This window comes from Pseudoxanthomonas sp. JBR18, from assembly GCF_028198165.1.
Lineage (GTDB): Bacteria > Pseudomonadota > Gammaproteobacteria > Xanthomonadales > Xanthomonadaceae > Pseudoxanthomonas_A.
Genome location: NZ_CP116339.1, coordinates 2269345 through 2287868 on the forward strand (window position 1 = coordinate 2269345; position 18524 = coordinate 2287868).

Consider the following 18524-nt stretch of genomic DNA (forward strand, 5'->3'; position numbering starts at 1 on the left):
GTGGCCAGCAAGTGGGCCGAGCATGCCACGCGGAAAGTGTTTGGTACAGTTGATCTTCGCCTTATTCACATCCCGGTAGGAACCAGGGTGTATACGCACCGTCCGCATAACCCGCGTTGCACCTTCCTGGGGCACGGCGACGCCGGAAGGCCCACGTTGTGGCCGAACTGCGCCAGCGTGGTGCGCTGGTCCGCGCCGCGTGCGGGACCTTCCCGTACGGCGGATCACTGTCGTCATCAATGCGTCGGGCGCGCCCGACGCTGGTGCTGGCGGTCTATCATTCGTGCGCTTTGCCCCCTCCCATTTCCTGCCCGCACACGCGCCATTCAATGCCAGCTCCCCCTGCTTCGAAGACCGGCGCCAAGCCAAAGCGCAAGGCGGCCCCGCCGACAGCCCGCGCCAGCGGACCGCTCATTGACCGGATCTTCGATGACGTCAGGAGCCGGATCGAGCAGCAGGTGCTGGAGCCCGGCGAGCGCCTGCCGTCAGTCAGGGCGATGGCCGCCAGCATGGCCATCAGCAATGAAACCGTGCTGCGTGCCTACGACAAACTGACGGCTGCGGGGTACCTGCAAGCCCGTCGCGGCTCGGGCTTCTATGTGTCGCCCCAGGCGCGCCAGGCGGGCAAGTCGTTCCCGGCCGGACGATGGGCCGGACCGCCGGCTTTCTGTTCCTGGAACCACCTGCTGCATTCGGACCATGCCCACGGCGACTCGGCGCTCGGGACGCTGCCCGCCGAATGGCTCGGCACCGAGGCGCTGGCCGAGGCGCTCCGGGCGCTGGCCGCGCGACCCCGCAGGAGCCTGTTCGAGTATTCCGACGTGCGCGGCTGGCTGCCCCTGCGCGAAGCCTTGAGCGCCAAGCTGCGCACGGTCGGTATCGGCGCCGCCGCCGACCAGATCATGACCACGGCAGGTGCCACCGATGCCCTGGACCTGGTGGTCTGGTCATTCCTCTACCAGGGCCAGTATGTGGTGGTGGAGGAGCCGGCGCCTTTCATCCACACCCAGCGGCTCTTGGCCAGCGGCCTGTGGGTGCTGCGCGTGCGCCGGCTGCACGATGGCCCCGACCTGGAGCAGCTGGCCGAACTGTGCGAGAAGTATCAGCCCAAGGCATTGTTCTGTAGCGCGGTGCTCCACAATCCGACCTCCACCAGCCTGTCGCCACGCAAGGCCCACCAACTGCTCAAGCTCGCCGAGCAGCACGACATGTGGATCGTGGATGACGACACCTATGGCGACCTGCTACCGCGCAGCGAGCTGGGCTCGGTCACGCGCCTGGCGGCGCTCGATCACCTCGAGCGGGTAATCCATATCGGCAGCTTCTCCAAGACCGTGGCCCCGGGGCTGCGCGCCGGGTTCCTGGCCGCGGGCAACCAGCATATGGAGCGGCTGCTGCTGATGCGCTCGGTGAGGTCCATCCAGTCCTCGTTGCTCACCGATCAACTCGTGCACCACCTGCTCACTGAGGGCGGCTACGAGCAACACTGCGAGAAACTGCAGAAAAAGCTGGCCGCCAGCGGCAAGGCCCTGATGACCAAGATCCGTGCCCGCGGCTGGCAGGCCGTGGAAACCGGGGCCGGCATGTATCTGTGGATGTCGTTCGGCGAAGGGGTCGATGCCCGGCCGGTGTTGGATGCCCTGCGCGCGGACGGTGTGATGCTCGCGAGCGAAAGCACGTTCTCGAGCAGTGCCGTCCCCCACCACGTGCGCCTTAATGTCGCGCGCACCGACGATGCGATGCTCGATCGGATCGCCGCCGCCGTTGCCAGGGTCGCCGCGCACTAGCGGCGGCGGACACCCGCTGGCTTATGCAGCAGAGCGAGTGCGTTCTGCGCGGATTGCGTCACCCGCCAACACCCCGTCGCCCGGCGTCTGGCGAGAAGGGTGGGTCAAGCAGACGGGGCGCGGAACGCCGCCAGCAGGCGTGAGGCATCCTGGGAGGGCGGCAGGCCGAAGGCTCTGGCGTATTCACGGCTGAACTGGGTGGCGCTCTCATAGCCGACTTCCATCGCCGCGGCAGTCACGCTGGCGCCCCGGGCCGTGAGCAGGTGGCGTGCCTGCATCAGGCGCAGTTGCTTCTGGTACTGCAGTGGGCTGAGCGCCGTTGCCGCCTTGAAGTGGCGATGGAAGGCCGACTCGCTCATCGCGGCCAGGCGGGCGAGGGCGCCGATGCGCAAGGGCGCGCTGTAGTGTTCGCGGATCCACTGGATGGCCTTGCGGACGCGCGCAAGAGCCGAGTCCGGCGTGGCGATATCACGCAGGAGTTGTCCATGCGGCCCCTGGAGCACGCGGTAGAGAATCTCGCGTTCATAGACCGGTGCCAGGGCCGCGATGTCAGCCGGGCGTTCCATCAAACCCAGCATGCGCACCCAGGCATCCATCAGTTCGGGCGTGACGGTGGCCACCGAGAATGCGGCGGTGGGTCGCGAGGCCACGCCGGTGGGAACAGAATCGGGCAGGTCGTCCAGCAGGCGGCCGAGGATGCCTGCATCCAGGGTCAGTGCCACGGCCAGATAGGGACTGCCGTCCGATGCTGCATGGACCGCGCCAACGGCCGGAAGATCCACCGTCATGACGAAGTAGGTGGCCGGGTCGTAATGGAGGGTGCTCTCACCGACGGTCATGGACTTCCCGCCGCGCAGGATCAGGTTGATCATGGGCTCATAAACTGCAGAGAGCGCCTGCTCGGGAATCTTTCCCTGCACCATCGCCACCCGCGGAATGCCCGTCTCCGTTTGCCTGTTCTGGGCAGTCGAAGCCAACCTCCTGAGTTCGTTGAGCTGCGATGTCATGGAGCGGATGAGACCGCAGCGCCTGAGGGCACGCAAGTCGGAAAGCAGGATTGGGCAGGTTTCCGCCAAGATCGGGCAGGCCATGCCGGCATCGGCCCAATACCGTGGTGCTCCACATCGAAACAGGAGCACATCCATGGGTGTCATCGTCATCACCGGCGGGAGCCGGGGCATCGGGGCCGCCGCCGCAAGGGAGTGCGCCCGGCGTGGGCTTGGCGTCATCCTGACCTATCACCGCAATCCCCAGGCCGCGCAGGACGTGGTCGCACAGATCACCGACCAGGGCGGGTGCGCCCGCGCATTGCCGCTGGATGTGGCGGACGTGGCGAGCTTTGGCGCGTTTGGCCACGCTGTCGAGCTGCAACTGGACAGGGTCTGGCAGACCGACACGCTTTCTGGCCTGGTCAACAATGGCGGATATGGTCTGTTCAATCCGATGGAGACCGTGACCGAGCAGCAGTTCGATGGACTGTTCAATGTCCATCTCAGGGGGCCCTTCTTCCTGACCCAGCAGCTGCTGCCGCTCCTTGGCCGCGACGCTTCGATCGTCAACCTGACCAGTGCCACCGCGCGCGTGGCCACCGCGGGCGTGGCGCCCTATGCCGCGTTCAAGGGCGGGCTCGAAGTGCTGACGCGGTACATGGCCAAGGAATTCGGCGAGCGCGGGATTCGTGCCAACGCGGTTGCGCCGGGACCGATCCGCACCGAACTGGGGGGCGGCCTCGACGAGGAATACGAGGCGCTGTTGTCCTCGCAGACGGCTTTGGGGCGCATCGGTGAGCCCGAGGAAGTCGCACGGGTGATTGCCACGCTCCTGTCGGCCGATGGCGCGTGGATCAACGCACAGACCATCGAAGTCGGTGGCGGCTACTTCGTCTGAGGAGGACGGCATGCTCGACCATCTATTCCTGACCGTCGCCGATCTACGGCGCGCCATCGTGTTCTACGAGGCCGCGTTGAAGCCGCTTGGGATCGTCAATCGCCTGGATTACGACGGCCGGGACGGGCCGCCTGGCCACCCTGATCTCAAGGGCTTTGGCGCCAACGGCAGGATGTTTTTCTGGCTGCGGCAGGGACCATCCTGCGGTGCCGCGGCGCATGTGGGCTTCGTTGCCCAATCCCGGGAGAGGGTAGACGCGGCCTATCGCGCCGCGATGCTGGCCGGCGCAACCGAGATTCATCCCCCCGGCGTACAGCTGCACCACGACCCCCGCTACTACGCCGCGCAGGTCAGGGACCCGGACGGCTACAGCCTGGAGTTTGTCTACAAGCGTTGGCAGCACGAGGACTGAAACCATGACAGCAAAGCAGCCATTGCAATCGACTGCGAACCGCTTCATCGCGGCGACCAACGCCTTCGACGCGCCGGCCGTGCTGGCGCTGTTCGCGCCCGACGCGGTGATCGACGACCCCTCCACCGGTCACACCTTCGTCGGTCACCCCAGCATCCGCGATTACGTGGAGCGCTACTTCGTGGGCTACAACACAGCCACCCGTCTGTTGTCGTTGACGCAGTCGGGCAAGAACCAGGCCGCGGTCCGGGTGGATTTCAAAGGGGACTTTGGCCACGAGATCGGTCTGTTGGTCATCACGCTCGGCGCGGGTGGGTTGATCACCCGCATCGATGCGGATCTGGAGTGAAGAGGACGGGCCCAGATGAAACACCTGATGAGCTTCGGTGCCTCGAGGGGCGCCGCCCGCTTGGTGGCGCCCCTCGCTGCAGGATCGATGTGTGCCGACGCCGCTGAAATGCTTCAGATCCTCCCTTCATCCACGCCGGAGGTCACGTGACGATCATCGACCACATCGAGTTCGCTGTCAGCGACGCGACACGTTCGCGCCGCTTCTATGAGGCTGCGCTGGCGCCGCTGGGCTTTGTTTGCATCATCACAGTTGGGCCGGAGAAAAGCAGAACCGGAGGTTTCCGGCACGGCTTTGGCAAAGGGGGCTATCCGAGCCTCTGGATCCACGAGAGAGCGACGGTTGCCCCAGGGACGCATATCGCCCTTGCCTCCAAGAGCCGCCTGGTGGTGGATGCCTTTCACAGGGCGGCGGTGGGAGCCGGTGGCATCGACAACGGCCCGCCCGGCGTGCGCGAGCACTATCACCTGCGCTATTACGCGGCCTATGTGCTGGATCCGGACGGCATCAATGTCGAGGTGGTATGCCAGCGCTAGTTGAGGCGGGCGTCTCCTGCGGCCGTCTGTTCCACACATGCTGGTCCCAGTGGGCGAGGATGGTTTGCCAGGGGGGAGACCGTGGTTCGACGGCGCTGCGAATTCAACGGTGGGAAGATGTGCGTCGCCCGGTGTGTCGGCCTCCAGAGGTATGTGCCGCGCCGGCCGGACGATCGCTTGCTCGCCTCGCGCTGAGTGGTGGGTGGTTGGCGATGGCGCCCTCCAACCTGACCGGATGCTTGGTTTTCCCTCGTTTCCGGTGGAACGCCATGGGCCTGGCTCACCCGATCCGGTGCTGGGTCTGATGTTGCGTCGGGGAGGTCCGACCGCGCGAGGCTCGCTGTAGAGCTGAATGGCGTGCCCGCTCATGGGCGCGTGTCCAGATGAAGGTGTCCCAGCAACGGCATAAGAGGCCAGACGATGTCCCCGCGCGTCCGCATCATGCAAACCTTCCTGTGGGCCTCCACGCTCGCCTGGGGGATCGGGCTGGGGGCGAAGCTCTTCGACCTGCTGGTCGTTGCTGGCGCCTGGGGGGCCGCCCCGCCCGCGTCGTTCGCGCTACTGCCCTATGGCCCCAGGTATCCGGTCAGTCCAGGCGACTTTTTCCAGCCACTGTCGGCCTTGATGGCGCTCACCGTGGTCGGTGCACTGGTCGCTGGGTGGCGCCAGTCACGGCCACTTCGTCGCTGGTTGCTGGTGGGCGTATCCGCCTTCGTCCTGATCTGGGCGATCACGCCCACGATCTTCTGGCCGATGATCAATGCTCAGTACGCCATCGCGACGGGAAAGGCGACCGCCAGCGCCGCGGAGGCAGCCGCGCTGACTGCACGCTGGATCGCGTGGGACGGGTTTCGCATCGCGCTCATCGCCATCGGATTTCTCGCGTCCCTCCGGACCTTGACGCTCGCCACGCAAGGCCTGATTCATACGCAAGTTCGGCCCTGATCCGCCACCGGTGCGACTGCGCCTGGCGGTGTGGCGCGCCCCGTCATTGCCGAGGGCAAGTGCGTTCGTGGTTGGGTGCGGGCCTCGAAGTGCGCCACGGCGTGCGCCTGCCGGACCGCCGCGTCGGCGCGTGGTTGGATGGGGTGATGCGCAAGGCCACGGGTACTTCGCGCCTCAGTCTTGGGATCGTTCAAGCGCCGTGTGAATTTGCTGGGGGGCTCTTCACCCGTGCCCAACCCGTGCAGGTACACGTTTGCGCGGCCCGCTTGAGGGCGAACTGAAGTGGAGCTCCACGATGGACAAGAATCGGACCGAGGGTGCCAAGAATCAGGTCAAGGGCACCGCCAAGGAAGTGGCCGGCAAGGTCACCGGCAATACCGGGAAGGAAGTCGAGGGCAAGGTGCAGAAGGGCGTAGGCAAGGCCCAGAGCGCAGTGGGCAAGAGTCGCGACGAGGCCAGGACCCATCGCTGAACTCCCGACGCCGGCTCCCGGGTTTTCCGGGGCCGGCGTGTAGCGGTATGGGAGCGGTCACGCCCTGCGCGTTGGCGCGCCGCGCGCACTTGCGCCCTCCCTGCCCGGTCGCTCAATCGCCCAGGCTCATGGGCTTCTCGCCGCCCGGGGACAGGCCAAAGCGCGCCCGGGTCCAGTTGAGGAACGCCCCGTAGGGCCGTCCGGTGACCAGCATCAACACGGTGGCGCCCAAGACGCCGCGGACCAGGCCGGCACCGGAGGCCCCGCTGACGGCGATGATGGCCGCATAGATCGGGACCTGGAAACTGACCAGCGCCAGGCTGTCCCAAAACAGCTGCGATGCGCGCGACGGCCCTGCATGCCGCATCAGGCGGTCCCGCCAAAGGCCATAGGGCCTGGCCACCGGAATCATCAGTGCGGCGCCCAGCAGGCGCGCATGCAGGATTTCGTCCCATGACATCCCGGAAACGAAGCGCTCGTTGAGAACGCCGGTCGCGGTGAAGAACACGATCAGCGCGGTGGTATCGGCGATGAAGGCCCGCAGCCGAGGTGCTGCGAGCGGTGTTGTGTCATGCATGGCCGGCAGTGTCGGTCGCGCGACGCCAACAAGGGGTGATGCCGTGCAGGGGGCGGGAGCGTTCGCATTCGAAGACGGACTGCCCCATCCGGCTGGAGCGCGAGCGCCGCCCAGCCGAGATCAAGGTCACCCGCCGGGCCCAAAATGCGGGGGCTTTGTCGGGCCGAACATCAAGGTCCTTCACGGATCCAGGGCGCCCCGGCCGCGGCAAAGCCGGGCAAGCCAGATTGAGGTGCTCGGCAAGACCCACCGCGACCAAGCCGCATGGCGCGGCGCAAGCGTCGAGAAGGTCGTGCCGGGCTGCTCTGTTCCCAGGGCTGGGACCTCGCCAGATCTACGCGGATCCCCGGCAGGCACGGTGGGAGGGATTCGCGGTTGAGCCCAAGCGGCGGTTGAGCGATTGGCGGCACCTGTCGAGCATGATCACGCTGGAACAGGCGGCTGCGTATTGCGAAGTGGGAGCTGTCCGTTCTTGCGTCCTCTTGCCCGTCGTGCGGCCTGCTGTCCATCGGCTCGGACGGGCGTAGGGAGATGCGCTTTGCGGCCGGCTTTGCCATGCTGGCGCCCCTTCCCGCCCCCGTGAACGTGATCGACCCATGAGCGAAGCCAGCCTGGATCCAGGCAAGGACAGCGACGTCTACAAGACCCTGCTCGAATCGACCAAGGCGATCCCGTGGCGGATCGACTGGAACAGCATGACCTTCAGCTACGTCGGTCCGCAGATCGAAGCGTTGCTGGGTTGGGAGCAGGGCAGTTGGGTCGGCATCAACGACTGGGTCGAGCGCATGCATCCGGATGACCGCGATTACGTGGTCAATTTCTGCGTATCCCAGTCCAAGGCCGGTGTCGATCACGAAGCCGACTATCGGGCCATGACCAAGGACGGCGACTACGTCTGGATCCGCGACGTCGTGCACGTGGTGCGCAAGGACGGCGAGGTCGAGGCGCTGGTCGGTTTCATGTTCGACATCAGCGAGCGCAAGAAGACCGAAGACCACCTGATGCGCCTGCAGAAACAGCTCGAGGAGTTGTCCTATCAGGACGGGCTGACCGGCATCGCCAACCGACGCATGTTCGACATCGTGCTGGAACGCGAGTGGGCCGCCGCGCAGCAACGCCAGACCCCGCTGTCGCTGCTCATGATGGATATCGATTACTTCAAGCAGTACAACGACCACTACGGTCATATCCGGGGCGATGAGGCGCTGCGCACCGTGGCCAGCACCCTGGCCCAGGCCGCCAACAACCCGCGGGACTTCGTCGCCCGGATCGGCGGGGAGGAATTCATCTGGCTGCTGCCGGACACCTCCGCCGCCAATGCGCGCCAGGTTGCGGAAAAATGCATGCAGCTGGTGCGCCAGCAGCAGATTCCGCACGCGCGCTCCAGCGTCTCGCCCCTGCTGAGCTTGAGCGTGGGAGTCGGTACCGTGACACCAGGCGCGGAGGCGCCCGCGCTGTCGTTTGTCGAAGCCGTCGATGCGCTGTTGTACCAGGCCAAGCGCAACGGCCGGATGCGAGCGGAGTCCGGCACGTTCTGAGCGCTTCGTTGGGTGAGTGCTGGCGGCACGGATCCGGCCGGCCTCCGCTGCAGCATCGGCACCTCACACCGATTGCGTCGCCGATGCCGACGCCGGCACTGCCGGGCGGCCATGGCGGAAGCGTCGGCTGAGGAAGGCGCCGGCCAGCGTGGCCAGCGGGATGCCCAGCAGCCAGGGCAGGCGCGGCGAGGTGCCATAGAGGAAGGTGCCGATGGCCGGGCCAAGCGAATCCTGCAGGTCGTTGCTGACCGAAGCGGCGGCCATGTAGCGCGCACGTTGCTGTGCCGGGGCCAGCGCGCTGATCGTGGCGGGCACCAGGGGGCCCAGCACCATCTGGTTGCACGACAGCAAGGTCATGCCGATGACCAGGCCGGCCACGCCGTGCACCAGCAACATCGCGGCGAAGGCCAGCACCAGCATCAGCGTGCTCAGCAGCACCAGCCGGGCCCCGCTGATCCTGGCGAACCCGCGTGCGGTCACCAGCTGCAGGACGGCCACCAGCGCCGCGCCGTAGGTGAACAACGCGCCGACCTCGCCCACGCTCAGCATCCCGGTGTCATGCGAGTACAGCGGCAGCACCGAGGGCACCCAGCCGGCACAGATCTCCAGGCACAGCAGGCCAAGCAGCAGCAAGGCCAGATGGCGGTCGCGGAAGGCCGGCAGCAGGCTGGACAGGGTTTCCTCTTCGTCGTCCTCGGCCTGGACCACGGCGGGCCGCGTCTCGGCCAGCCACGCCCAGGCGACCACCGCGCCCAGGAGCGAGGCGCTCGCCGCGGCGTAGAACACCATTCCTGGCGCGCGCGCGACCAGCAGCGTGCCCAGCGCCGGCCCGGCGATGTGTCCCACGCTGTCGAAGCTGCGCGCGATCGCGAAGGCCTGGTGGCTGCGCGAGGGCGGGACCACGTCGGCAATGACGGTGAACACCGTCGGGTGCAGCACGCTTTCGAAGATGCCGATGCCAAGCAGGGTCAGGGCGACCCATCCCACGCCGTGGCAGGCCGGCAGCAGGGCGAAGCCGAGTCCGACGCCGAGCATGGACACGATGAGGACCGGGCGTCGACCGCGGCGGTCGGCGATTCCACCGAGGAAGGGCGTGGCCAGCAGCTCACCGGCCGAGTAACACGCCAACAGTGTGCCCACGTAGCGGGCCGGGACCTGGGCACTGTGTTCGGCCCAGAGCGCCAGGAACGGCAGGATCACCCCGCTGGTCAGGCCGATGCACAGGAACAGCACGGCGGCGCACCATACGGGCGCGGGAAGGGCGGTCAAGGAGCGGGCGAGCCCGCGAAGAGGCGTTTGCATAGGTCATCCAGGCGTAAGCGAGTCCGGCAGCGGCAAGGGCTGCAATCACGACTCGATTGACGCGTTGGTTGACGTAAACGCTTACGGCCGGCGGGCCACTCCCGACGACGACGCGCAGCCTAGGACGCGCGTGCGGCTCGGTCAATCCCTCGCGCCCACGACCACGCCGGTCGCACCCGAGCGCGGGTCCGTGGCGATCGTGTGGCGGCTGGCAAGCCGGGGGAGGGACACCCGGGATGCGGGCGCAGCGTGTGCGTCGCGGGGCCTGGCACGCGTGCGCGTCAGTCGCCTCGCGCCGCCTCCTGGTTCAGGACCGCACCGGTGACCAGGGCGAAGATCCGGTCTGCGCGGGCGGCATGGGAGGGCTGCTCGCGCAGCCACGCCAGGGCGGCGATCAGATCGAAGAGCGCATCGCCATCCAGGTCTGGCCGCGCGCTGCCCTGCCGCTGGGCGCGCATCAGCAGGGCGGCACCGGACGCGCGCAGCCTGACGCAGGATCCATGCAGCGCGGACGCCTCATCCTCGATGGCGTGCATCATCGGCGCGATCACGCCGCGCTGGCTGTGGGTGAACGCGATGATCTGCTGGAGCCAGGCGACCAGCGCCGCGTCGGCGCTCTCGGCCTGCAGCAGGGCATCGGCCTGGGCGGCGAGTGCTTCGAACCCGTCGCGCAGCAGCGCTTCCAGCAAGGCCTCGCGCGTGGGGAAATGGCGGTACAGCGTCCCCAGGCCAACCCCGGCCTTGCGCGCGATGTCACGCAGCGACGCCTCCGCGCCGCTCTCCTGGAACACCTCCCGCGCGACCGACAGCAGGCGTTGATAGTTTTTCTGGGCGTCAGCTCTCATGGCATTCTTTACATTCGGAGCAGTGCTCCATATATTCGGAGCACCGTTCCGTTAAAGATCGCACATCCGCGCATGGGAGTGCACATGAAATTGATGAAAGCCGTTCGCCAATCGCAGTTCGGAGGTCCGCAGGTCCTGCGGTACGAAGACGCGCCTGTCCCCCGCCTGCAGCCGGGCGAGGTGTTGATCCGGGTCAAGGCCGTGGGCCTGAATCCACCGGACTGGTATCTGCGTGAGGGTTACAAGACGCTGCCGCCCGAGTGGCGCCCAGCTGTGCAGTTCCCACTGATCCTTGGGACCGATGTCTCCGGCGTGGCGGCGGCCGTGGCCGACGATGTCGATGCCTTCGCCGTGGGCGAGGCGGTCTACGCGATGGTGCGCTTCCCCAGCGGGTTGGCCGGTGGCAGCCAGGCGTACGCACAGTTCGTCACCGCGCCGGTATCGGAGGTGGCGCGCAAGCCGGCCGGCATCGACCATCTCCACGCCGCCGGCGCACCGATGTCGCTGCTGACCGCGTGGCAGTTCCTGATCGAACAGGGACACATGGTGCCCAATCCCCTGCAGGACCGCGCCCACGTGCCAGTCCCGCTGGAAGGCAGGACCGTGCTGGTCAACGGCGCCGCCGGCGGCGTGGGGCACTTCGCGGTGCAATTGGCCAAGTGGAAGGGCGCGCGGGTGATCGCGGTGGCCTCGGGTCGGCATGAGGCGTTCCTCAAGGACATCGGCGCCGATGTGGTTATCGACTACAAACGGTGCAGGCCCGAGACGCAGGTGCGTGACGTGGACCTGGTGCTGGATGCCGTGGGCGGGCCGACCACCGGACGCTTCCTGCAGACACTCAAGCCGGGTGGCGCCCTGTTCCCGGTGTTTCCGCTGGGCTATGAGGACGATGGCGAGGCCGCGCATCTGAGCGTGACCGTCTCGACCACGCAGGTCCAATCCAGCGGCAGACAGTTGGCCGAGATGGCGCCCCTGCTCGACGCCGGCACGGTGCGCGTGGCCATCGATGGTGTGTTCGACCTGTCCGAGGCCGCGCAGGCGCACGCGCGTGCCGCCGAAGGCCACGTGCAGGGCAAGCTCGTCATGACGGTGGCGTGAGCCATGGTCGCGCACGATGCGGGCACGGGCCGCCTCAAGGCGGCCATCGAGGACCTGCTCAACCACCGCCGGCTCAGCGTCGAGGATGCGATGTCCCGGCATTTCGATCCGGCGTTTCGGCAGCGGACCAACGGCGTGTGGGAAACCTATGCCCAGGCAGGCCAGCGCATCACTGGCCTGCGCGCCGTCCTGGACCATGCCACGCTCGCCGTCCTGGACGAGCACGTGTCTTTGGACCGTTATGCCCAGCGCCATCGCATCGTGCTGGCCATGCGTGATGGCAGCCGCCTGGACATTGAAGTGTTCGTCTTCGCCCGGCTCGCCGCGGACGGGCGGTTCCTGCAGATCGACGAGATGACCTGCGAATCTGCGTAGGCGGACAGACGCAAGCGTGAGGCTGGCTTGCGCTTGCTCCAGTATCCGCGCTCGCATTGGCCAACGGGGGCCATCGTCGCGTGGGATGAAGTCTTTCCTGGATTCCACAGTCCATCGGCCGGTGCCGACCCACCCAGGGGACACGCCTTCGACACGAGGGAATGGCTAGTCGCCCACCTGCCGCCAGAGGCTTGTCGACGGCGGTGCCCACCGGCCGAGCACGGAACCATGAATGGAGGTGGCGCAGGCCCCCGATCCGGGGCCTCGCCTGGAGGGTCCTGCTGATCTTCGTGCCGTTGCCGAAGGACGGCGCAAATGGACGATGCGCCCGCCCACCCACCGTGAGGCGGCGATTCTTCGCATGCACGCGCAGTGCAGGTGGTGTCGTCCGCTGGTCCCTCGAATGAAGCCACGGGCACGAGCGTCGGGGCGGCAGCGAGCGGCTAGACGCGGTCAGCGGACAAGGCGCAACGCCTCAGATCTGCCAAACCCAAGCAAGGCAGGACATCTAGTGACACAAGGGAGCAGGGACGACCCGCAAATTCCGTCACTTTGCGCCGATCGGCATTGGCGCTCGAAGGCGTCCAGCTGACACCCGGTGTCAAGAATCTGTCTTACCGGTGTCACGTGAAGTGGCACGCAACTTGCTCTGGCCATTCCGACCCTGCCATCGAGCAGGGCGCTCTGGGGATTGGACAGCCGATGTCCCGCGACGGCGGCGGTCCACACTATTCATGTCAGGAACTTTATGAACCGCATCTTTAAGATCGTCTGGAACGCTGCGTTGAATCAATTTGTCGTTGCATCCGAACTGGTGGGCTCGCGCAAGGCCTCCGGCCGGTCTGGGGGGACCCGTTTGATGACGCCGCTACGCCGCGGCGCGCTGGTGGCCGCACTGGCATCGGTGGTGCCGTTGGTCCAGGCGCATACGGTGTCGGTGGGCTACATCGCGCCGCTGGGAAGCAACAACACCATTACCTTCTGGTATGGCACGTACCACACCACCTCCGACAGTGGCGGACAAATCACGTTCGAAGGGCAGTTCCAGCTTACGGGTACCAACGGGTTTTCCCAGACGGTCGACTTCAGCCAGATCGCAGGATCCGGTCAGGCCGATCCGAATCGACCTGTCGGGCTCGAGGATGGCGCCAACAACTTTTACGCCGTTTCCCAGAGTGGTAGCGAGCTGACCGGCGTCGCGCCGTCTGCGGGCAGGTCGATGACCTGGCAGGGCGTGACCTTCAGCGGGCTCACTGCCGGTACCTACACCTATACCTATCTGCCGATCGCCAACCCGTCCGCCGTCTGGCATCCCTGGGACGCAGTGCTGAGCAACACGCTGGTGGTCACCGCCGCGGATCTCAACGGCTTCCCGATGCTTCCCGGCCATGTGTATACCCAGATCGATCCCGAGCTCAACCAGACTGACTCGATCGTGTTCAACGGCGGAACCTATGCGCCTACCGAGGACACCACCCACGATCAGCTGGTCACGATCCGCTCGGGTAATGGCACGGTCGATACCACCGGGGGCGATGTGACCTTTACCGGTGGAGTGGACGGGACCGGTGCACTGACCAAGGCTGGCGACGGGACACTCATCCTGGACGGCAACAGCACCTACACCGGTGGTACGACGGTCCAGGCCGGCACGCTGCAGGGTGACACCGACAGCCTGCAGGGCGACATTGCCAATAACGGCACGGTGGCCTTCGACCAGGGCAGCACCGGCACTTACGCCGGTGACATGACCGGAACCGGCGGCCTGGTGAAGGGCGGCAGCGGCACGCTGTTGCTGACTGGCGACAACACCTACAGCGGCGGCACGATGGTCCAGAGCGGCACGCTGCAGGGCGACACCGGCAGCCTGCAGGGCGACATCGCCAACAACGGCACGGTGGCCTTCAACCAGGGCAGCACCGGCACCTACGCCGGTGACTTGAGCGGAACCGGCAGCCTGGTGAAGGGCGGCAGCGGCACGCTGGTGCTGACCGGCGACAACACCTACAGCGGCGGCACGACCGTCCAGAGCGGCACGCTGCAGGGCGACACCGGCAGCCTGCAGGGCGACATCGCCAACAACGGGACGGTGGCCTTCAACCAGGGCGGCACCGGGACCTATGCCGGTGACATGACCGGAACCGGCGGCTTGGTGAAGGGCGGTAACGGCACGCTGGTGCTGACCGGCGACAACACCTACACCGGTGGCACGACGGTCCAGTCCGGCACGCTCCAGGTCAGCGCCGACGGCAACCTGGGCGATCTGTCCTCGGGCCTGGTCCTGAATGGCGGCGTCCTGCAGACCAGCGGCACGTTCCAGACCGGACGGGCGATGACCTTGAATGGCGGCGGCTTCGCCGTCGATGCGGGCAAGACGTTCACGAGCACCGGCACGCTTGCAGGCAGCGGTGGGCTGGTCAAGAACGGTGCCGGTACGATGGTGGTGGGCGGAAATGCTTCGCACCAGGGCGGTACCACGGTCAACGCCGGGACCCTGATTCTTTCCGGCGAAAACACCTACACCGGTGGCAATACCCTCAATGGCGGGTCGCTGCGGATCGATCGTGACGCCAACCTGGGCGATGCATCCAACGCGATCATCTTCAACGGCGGCGATCTCACCGTGACCTCGTCGATCACCAGCAGCCGTGACATGGTCATTGGTGCGGGCAATGCCTCGATCACCACGCTCGATGGGGTCACCCTGAACGCTCAGGGCGACATGAGCGGAACCGGTGGCCTGTTCAAGCGCGGCAACGGCACGCTGGTGGTCAGCGGGAACAACACTTTCACTGGTGGCACGCTGATTGATGGTGGCGTGATCAAGATCGACAGTGGTTCCTCGCTTGGGACCGGGACCATCGTGCTCAGTGGTGGCACGCTGCAGACCGTGCAGTCGTTGGGGACGGGTCAGACCGTGCTGATCAGCGGCGACTCCGGAGTGAACGTCGATGCTGGAACCTCGACCGAGCTCAGCGGGCAGATCCTGACCGACGGCGACGCCGGCTGCTTCGTCAAGAGTGGCCAAGGCACCCTCAACATGACCGGACGAGCCACGCTTGCGCATGGCACATGCGTCCAGGAAGGCCTGTTGCGCGCCAACGGCATGTTGACCAGCCAGGTGCAGGTCGACGCAATCGGAACCTTGCGTGGTGTTGGCGTGATCGATGGCGACGTCCATGTCGACGGCATCTTGGCGCCGGGCAACTCCCCAGGCACGCTGACGGTGAATGGTGCAGTGACCATGACCGACGCCAGCACCTTGCAGATCGACATCGATGGCTACGGGACGGAGGCTGGTGCAGGGAATTACTCGCGTCTGCTGGTGGGAGGGGTCTACACCGCGGCTGGCACGCTGGCGCCCACGCTGCGTGGCATCACGGGCAACGCGTCCAACACCTTTACTCCGGAACTGGGCGATGTCTACACCATCGTGCAGGCCCAGGGGGGCGTGCAGGGGAGCTTTGACACCCTGCTGCAACCGACGGCGGGCCTGGCCGACAACACTCGCTTCCAGGTGTTCTATGCAAACGGCAATACGGTGGAGCTGTACGTCACGCCAGCGTCCTATGTGACGTTGCTCGACGGCGTCGGCAACGGCAACGCCGTGCGCGCAGGTGAAGCGGTGGATCGCATGATGGCCGCGCAGGATGGGCACGCAGGCAATGCCAACCAGCCCGCGCTGCTGCAGGCCCTAGCCGGGCTGCGTGCGGCGGCATTGCCAGCGGTGATGCAGGGACTTGCCGGTGAAGTTCATGCGCATACCGCCGCGATGGCGCGTGAAGCCGGTCTGGGACTGATCGGCGACATGGGTGACCATCTGGCCGAGGCGCAGGTGGGTGGTGCCGATCATGGCAGCCGTGCGTGGGCGACGCTGTCACAGGATGGCAGCCGGACCAACGAGGACGCCAATGCCAGCGGCTACCGGACCCATCAGGACCGCGCGACCGCGGGCGTAGACATTCATCGTGGCGAGGCGAGCGTGTGGGGCGTGGGCGTGGCGCACACCGAAAGCAAGCTGGTGGACACCGAAGCCTCCGGCAGCGTGCGTGGCAATGGTGTGCTGCTCTACGGCGAGGTCGCGGTGGGCAGGGTGCTCATCGATGGAACCGCATCGTGGTCCAAGGACGACTGGCGCATGCGACGTGCCGATCCCCTTTCTCCTGCCATGCGTCTGGCCAGCCAAGCAGACGGCCATAGCACGGCAGCGAGTGTGACGGCCCGTCTGCCCTTCCAGCATGGCAGCCTGCGTATTGAGCCGATGGTCCAGGCCACCTGGCAGCGCGTCGACCGGGATGGGTTCTCAGAGTCGGGCGATGCGTTGACCAATCTTGAGATGGATCGCTACGACGAGACGGGAACCCGCGTCCTGGCCGGCCTCAATGTCGGCTCGGCGGCCCAGGATCCGCTCGCCTCGACCGTGACGTTCCGCGTCGGCGCCGCTGTCGGCCGTGAGTTTGGCAACACGTACAACCCCACCGTCGACGCCACGCTGGCGGGCGAGTCCTTTGCAGTTGATGCACCTGCGATGGGACGCAACCTGTACAAGCTGGATGCCAGTGGCACGGTTCGCATTGGACAGCGTAGTTACCTCTATGGCGGTTTGGGTGCCACGCAAGGCCACAACCGCTCGAGCCACGAGGTGAATGCAGGCGTGCGCGTGCAGTTCTGATCGCAGTCAAGGAAGGGAATCCAGCCGCCGCCGAAGTCATTCGGCGGCGGCATTTTTTTGCTGTCTCGTTGGCGCCCGACCAGACTCCAGCCGCGGCAGCAGGCATCGCTCAGTGCGCTGCCGCAGTAGGCGGATCGCACATCGCGGTCTGGACCTGGCTGCGCCATGTCGACACGCCGGAATTAAGTCGGAACCCGATGACATCTCGGGCGTTAGCAAGCCGTGCAGCCAACGTCATTAACCGGGTGCCGTAGATCTTCTGGCCTCGTCCAGGCGCAATAAAGATCGCGCCGTGGTCAAGCGCCGGCTCATGTCGTTACTTTTTGCATAAGGGGTTGCCGAGCACTCCGCAAGGGGTTGATGCACCGGTCGGTTATGCGCACGATGTCTCCAACCGCGCGCCTGCGCGGTTTTGTTTGGTGACTGCTGGATGGATTCGTGCTGCTTTTTTCACGCGCTTCGCAGCGTCCGGTCCCGGGTCGGACTGCGCGGCTGATTTTGACGACCTGTGCCGTTGTTTTTCTGGCCGGCTGCACTTCGTTGGACACCTCTTTTCCCGGCAGCACCGCGCCGGCCACCCCCGTTGGCGTGGGCCCACGCATGGTGCAGCCGGTCGTGTTGGACCCAGTGAGCGGCGAGCCACTGGTGCGCGGCCGCTATCGCCTGGTGGTCAAAGCCCAGGGCGAAGAACAGGTCGACATGCGCGGGGTCACCGATGTGCAGGGCCACACCGTGCCGGTGCGCCTGCCCCAGCAGGCGGCCGCCGATGCGTTGCAGGTCAGGCCCACGTATGGGCAGGGCGCCTACAATGCCCAGTTCCACCTGACATTGCCTTCTGGCAAGCCCAATTCAGGCGTGGTCTACCAGGTGCGTTTCAGCGATGGGTCGGTCTTCGTGGGGCGGGCCGATGCGCAGGGCAATACGGCCGAATTACTCAAGCCGACGGCCCTGGACACCCGCCTGCGCGTGCTCAATGTGGAAAGGATGCCCGATTGGCAGGTCGAAGCCCGCCTGGCCAATGCCAGTGTCACCGCCACCACGGCCGATGCGCGAACCAAGGCCCTGCTGAGGCTGTTCGAGCAGGCAAGCGAGGCGGGCACCGGGGCGGGCCGCCTGTTCGATGGCGAACAGGCCATGTCCCTGGTCCGGCATGCGGCGATGGATGCCAGTACGCGCATGCGCGACAGCGTGGGGCAGCGCTATGTGCAATGGATAGCGGCGCAGTGGCGCGCCAGCGCGCGGGTCGATGGCGCTGACCCGGATGCGTACGCGGAGCAGGGTCGCTTCATTGCCAGCCTGCATGTGATCGACGATCTGGTGGTCGGCCGGGCCGAACAGAGTCTGCTCGACGCTTGGCTTGGCAGGCTTGCGCGTAGTGCCGATGCCGTTGCGCAGGCCGATCGGCAGCGCGCCGCCGACGACGTGCTGCTGACCTGCGCGCGGATGGTCGACCAGCACCAGCGCGAGCCGTGCCAGGCGCTGGTGGAGTCCGCGCATCTGGACCGTCAAGCGTTGGACATCGGCGCGCGACTGGAGCTTGAGCGGATGATCGGTCCAGTTGGCATGGAGGACTGATGCCGACGGCATGCCCGGCGTGCGCGTTCCACCCGTCGCGCGTCGCGCGCTGCCAGGCATCGCTTGCGATGCAGGTCGCCTGCATCGAGGTGACCTCCGTCCAACCGGGTATTCCTGTAGGTACAGCGCAACGCGGCCCTGCAGCGCCTGGCCG

The 18524-nt window shown here is 66.5% G+C and carries 16 protein-coding genes; 12 read left to right on the forward strand and 4 right to left on the reverse strand.

What is annotated here, in order from left to right; genetic code table 11:
• Positions 1-158 precede the first annotated feature (158 nt).
• A complete protein-coding gene (locus tag PJ250_RS10135; protein WP_271648446.1) occupies positions 159-1787 on the forward strand; it encodes an aminotransferase-like domain-containing protein in 1629 nt (542 codons plus the stop codon).
• A 104-nt stretch (positions 1788-1891) separates the two neighbouring features.
• Here the strand turns inward: PJ250_RS10135 and PJ250_RS10140 are convergent, their stop codons facing one another.
• Complete coding sequence (locus tag PJ250_RS10140; RefSeq protein ID WP_333909514.1) at positions 1892-3016, reverse strand: AraC family transcriptional regulator; 1125 nt, start codon at positions 3014-3016, stop codon at positions 1892-1894.
• On the opposite strand from PJ250_RS10140, the gene PJ250_RS10145 reads away from it, so the two are divergent.
• The 6 genes from PJ250_RS10145 (at position 2931) to PJ250_RS10170 (ending at position 6388) form a co-directional block, all read left to right on the forward strand.
• Positions 2931-3674 (forward strand): SDR family NAD(P)-dependent oxidoreductase, encoded by a 744-nt coding sequence (locus tag PJ250_RS10145; RefSeq protein ID WP_271648447.1) that lies wholly within the window; start codon positions 2931-2933, stop codon positions 3672-3674. The two genes, PJ250_RS10140 and PJ250_RS10145, sit on opposite strands and share 86 nt — an antisense overlap.
• A 10-nt stretch (positions 3675-3684) precedes the next feature.
• Positions 3685-4086, forward strand: coding sequence for a VOC family protein (locus PJ250_RS10150; RefSeq protein ID WP_271648448.1), 402 nt, complete (start codon positions 3685-3687; stop codon positions 4084-4086).
• 4 nt (positions 4087-4090) lie between these two features.
• Complete coding sequence (locus PJ250_RS10155) at positions 4091-4435, forward strand: nuclear transport factor 2 family protein (RefSeq protein WP_271648449.1); 345 nt, start codon at positions 4091-4093, stop codon at positions 4433-4435.
• Between the two features lie 146 nt (positions 4436-4581).
• Positions 4582-4971 (forward strand): VOC family protein, encoded by a 390-nt coding sequence (locus PJ250_RS10160; RefSeq protein WP_271648450.1) that lies wholly within the window; start codon positions 4582-4584, stop codon positions 4969-4971.
• A 420-nt stretch (positions 4972-5391) separates the two neighbouring features.
• Complete coding sequence (locus PJ250_RS10165; protein ID WP_271648451.1) at positions 5392-5916, forward strand: anthrone oxygenase family protein; 525 nt, start codon at positions 5392-5394, stop codon at positions 5914-5916.
• 295 nt (positions 5917-6211) lie between these two features.
• Entirely contained in the window at positions 6212-6388 is a 177-nt protein-coding gene (locus PJ250_RS10170; RefSeq protein WP_271648452.1) for a CsbD family protein, read from the forward strand.
• 112 nt (positions 6389-6500) lie between these two features.
• Here the strand turns inward: PJ250_RS10170 and alaE are convergent, their stop codons facing one another.
• A complete protein-coding gene (alaE, locus tag PJ250_RS10175) occupies positions 6501-6965 on the reverse strand; it encodes an L-alanine exporter AlaE (RefSeq protein ID WP_271648453.1) in 465 nt (154 codons plus the stop codon).
• Between the two features lie 596 nt (positions 6966-7561).
• On the opposite strand from alaE, the gene PJ250_RS10180 reads away from it, so the two are divergent.
• Positions 7562-8503, forward strand: a complete 942-nt coding sequence (locus PJ250_RS10180; protein WP_271648454.1) for a sensor domain-containing diguanylate cyclase — start codon at positions 7562-7564, stop codon at positions 8501-8503.
• 63 nt (positions 8504-8566) lie between these two features.
• On the opposite strand, the gene PJ250_RS10185 is transcribed toward PJ250_RS10180, so the two are convergent.
• Positions 8567-9736, reverse strand: a complete 1170-nt coding sequence (locus tag PJ250_RS10185; protein ID WP_271648455.1) for an MFS transporter — start codon at positions 9734-9736, stop codon at positions 8567-8569.
• 350 nt (positions 9737-10086) lie between these two features.
• Positions 10087-10650 (reverse strand): TetR/AcrR family transcriptional regulator, encoded by a 564-nt coding sequence (locus PJ250_RS10190; RefSeq protein WP_271648456.1) that lies wholly within the window; start codon positions 10648-10650, stop codon positions 10087-10089.
• 84 nt (positions 10651-10734) lie between these two features.
• Between PJ250_RS10190 and PJ250_RS10195 the strand changes: the two genes are divergently transcribed.
• From PJ250_RS10195 to PJ250_RS10210, 4 genes are all read left to right on the forward strand, one after another.
• Entirely contained in the window at positions 10735-11748 is a 1014-nt protein-coding gene (locus PJ250_RS10195; RefSeq protein WP_271648458.1) for an NADP-dependent oxidoreductase, read from the forward strand.
• A 3-nt stretch (positions 11749-11751) separates the two neighbouring features.
• Positions 11752-12123, forward strand: coding sequence for a nuclear transport factor 2 family protein (locus PJ250_RS10200; protein ID WP_271648459.1), 372 nt, complete (start codon positions 11752-11754; stop codon positions 12121-12123).
• Between the two features lie 748 nt (positions 12124-12871).
• Positions 12872-16795 carry an autotransporter-associated beta strand repeat-containing protein gene (locus PJ250_RS10205; RefSeq protein WP_271648460.1) on the forward strand — a complete coding sequence of 1308 codons (3924 nt, stop codon included), beginning with the start codon at positions 12872-12874 and terminating at the stop codon, positions 16793-16795.
• 540 nt (positions 16796-17335) lie between these two features.
• Complete coding sequence (locus tag PJ250_RS10210; protein WP_271648461.1) at positions 17336-18370, forward strand: hypothetical protein; 1035 nt, start codon at positions 17336-17338, stop codon at positions 18368-18370.
• Positions 18371-18524: the final 154 nt, after the last annotated feature.

What these genes read in the sequence shown, in the direction of transcription:
- PJ250_RS10150 (WP_271648448.1), top strand. Translation starts at nt 3,685, where the DNA reads ATGCTCGACCATCTATTCCTGACCGTCGCCGATCTACGGCGCGCCATC.
- PJ250_RS10205 (WP_271648460.1), top strand. Translation starts at nt 12,872, where the DNA reads ATGAACCGCATCTTTAAGATCGTCTGGAACGCTGCGTTGAATCAATTT.
- PJ250_RS10165 (WP_271648451.1), top strand. Translation starts at nt 5,392, where the DNA reads ATGTCCCCGCGCGTCCGCATCATGCAAACCTTCCTGTGGGCCTCCACG.
- PJ250_RS10190 (WP_271648456.1), bottom strand. Translation starts at nt 10,650, where the DNA reads ATGAGAGCTGACGCCCAGAAAAACTATCAACGCCTGCTGTCGGTCGCG.
- PJ250_RS10145 (WP_271648447.1), top strand. Translation starts at nt 2,931, where the DNA reads ATGGGTGTCATCGTCATCACCGGCGGGAGCCGGGGCATCGGGGCCGCC.
- PJ250_RS10195 (WP_271648458.1), top strand. Translation starts at nt 10,735, where the DNA reads ATGAAATTGATGAAAGCCGTTCGCCAATCGCAGTTCGGAGGTCCGCAG.
- PJ250_RS10170 (WP_271648452.1), top strand. Translation starts at nt 6,212, where the DNA reads ATGGACAAGAATCGGACCGAGGGTGCCAAGAATCAGGTCAAGGGCACC.
- PJ250_RS10140 (WP_333909514.1), bottom strand. Translation starts at nt 3,016, where the DNA reads ATGACGCCAAGCCCACGCCGGGCGCACTCCCTTGCGGCGGCGGCCCCG.
- PJ250_RS10180 (WP_271648454.1), top strand. Translation starts at nt 7,562, where the DNA reads ATGAGCGAAGCCAGCCTGGATCCAGGCAAGGACAGCGACGTCTACAAG.
- alaE (WP_271648453.1), bottom strand. Translation starts at nt 6,965, where the DNA reads ATGCATGACACAACACCGCTCGCAGCACCTCGGCTGCGGGCCTTCATC.
- PJ250_RS10155 (WP_271648449.1), top strand. Translation starts at nt 4,091, where the DNA reads ATGACAGCAAAGCAGCCATTGCAATCGACTGCGAACCGCTTCATCGCG.
- PJ250_RS10200 (WP_271648459.1), top strand. Translation starts at nt 11,752, where the DNA reads ATGGTCGCGCACGATGCGGGCACGGGCCGCCTCAAGGCGGCCATCGAG.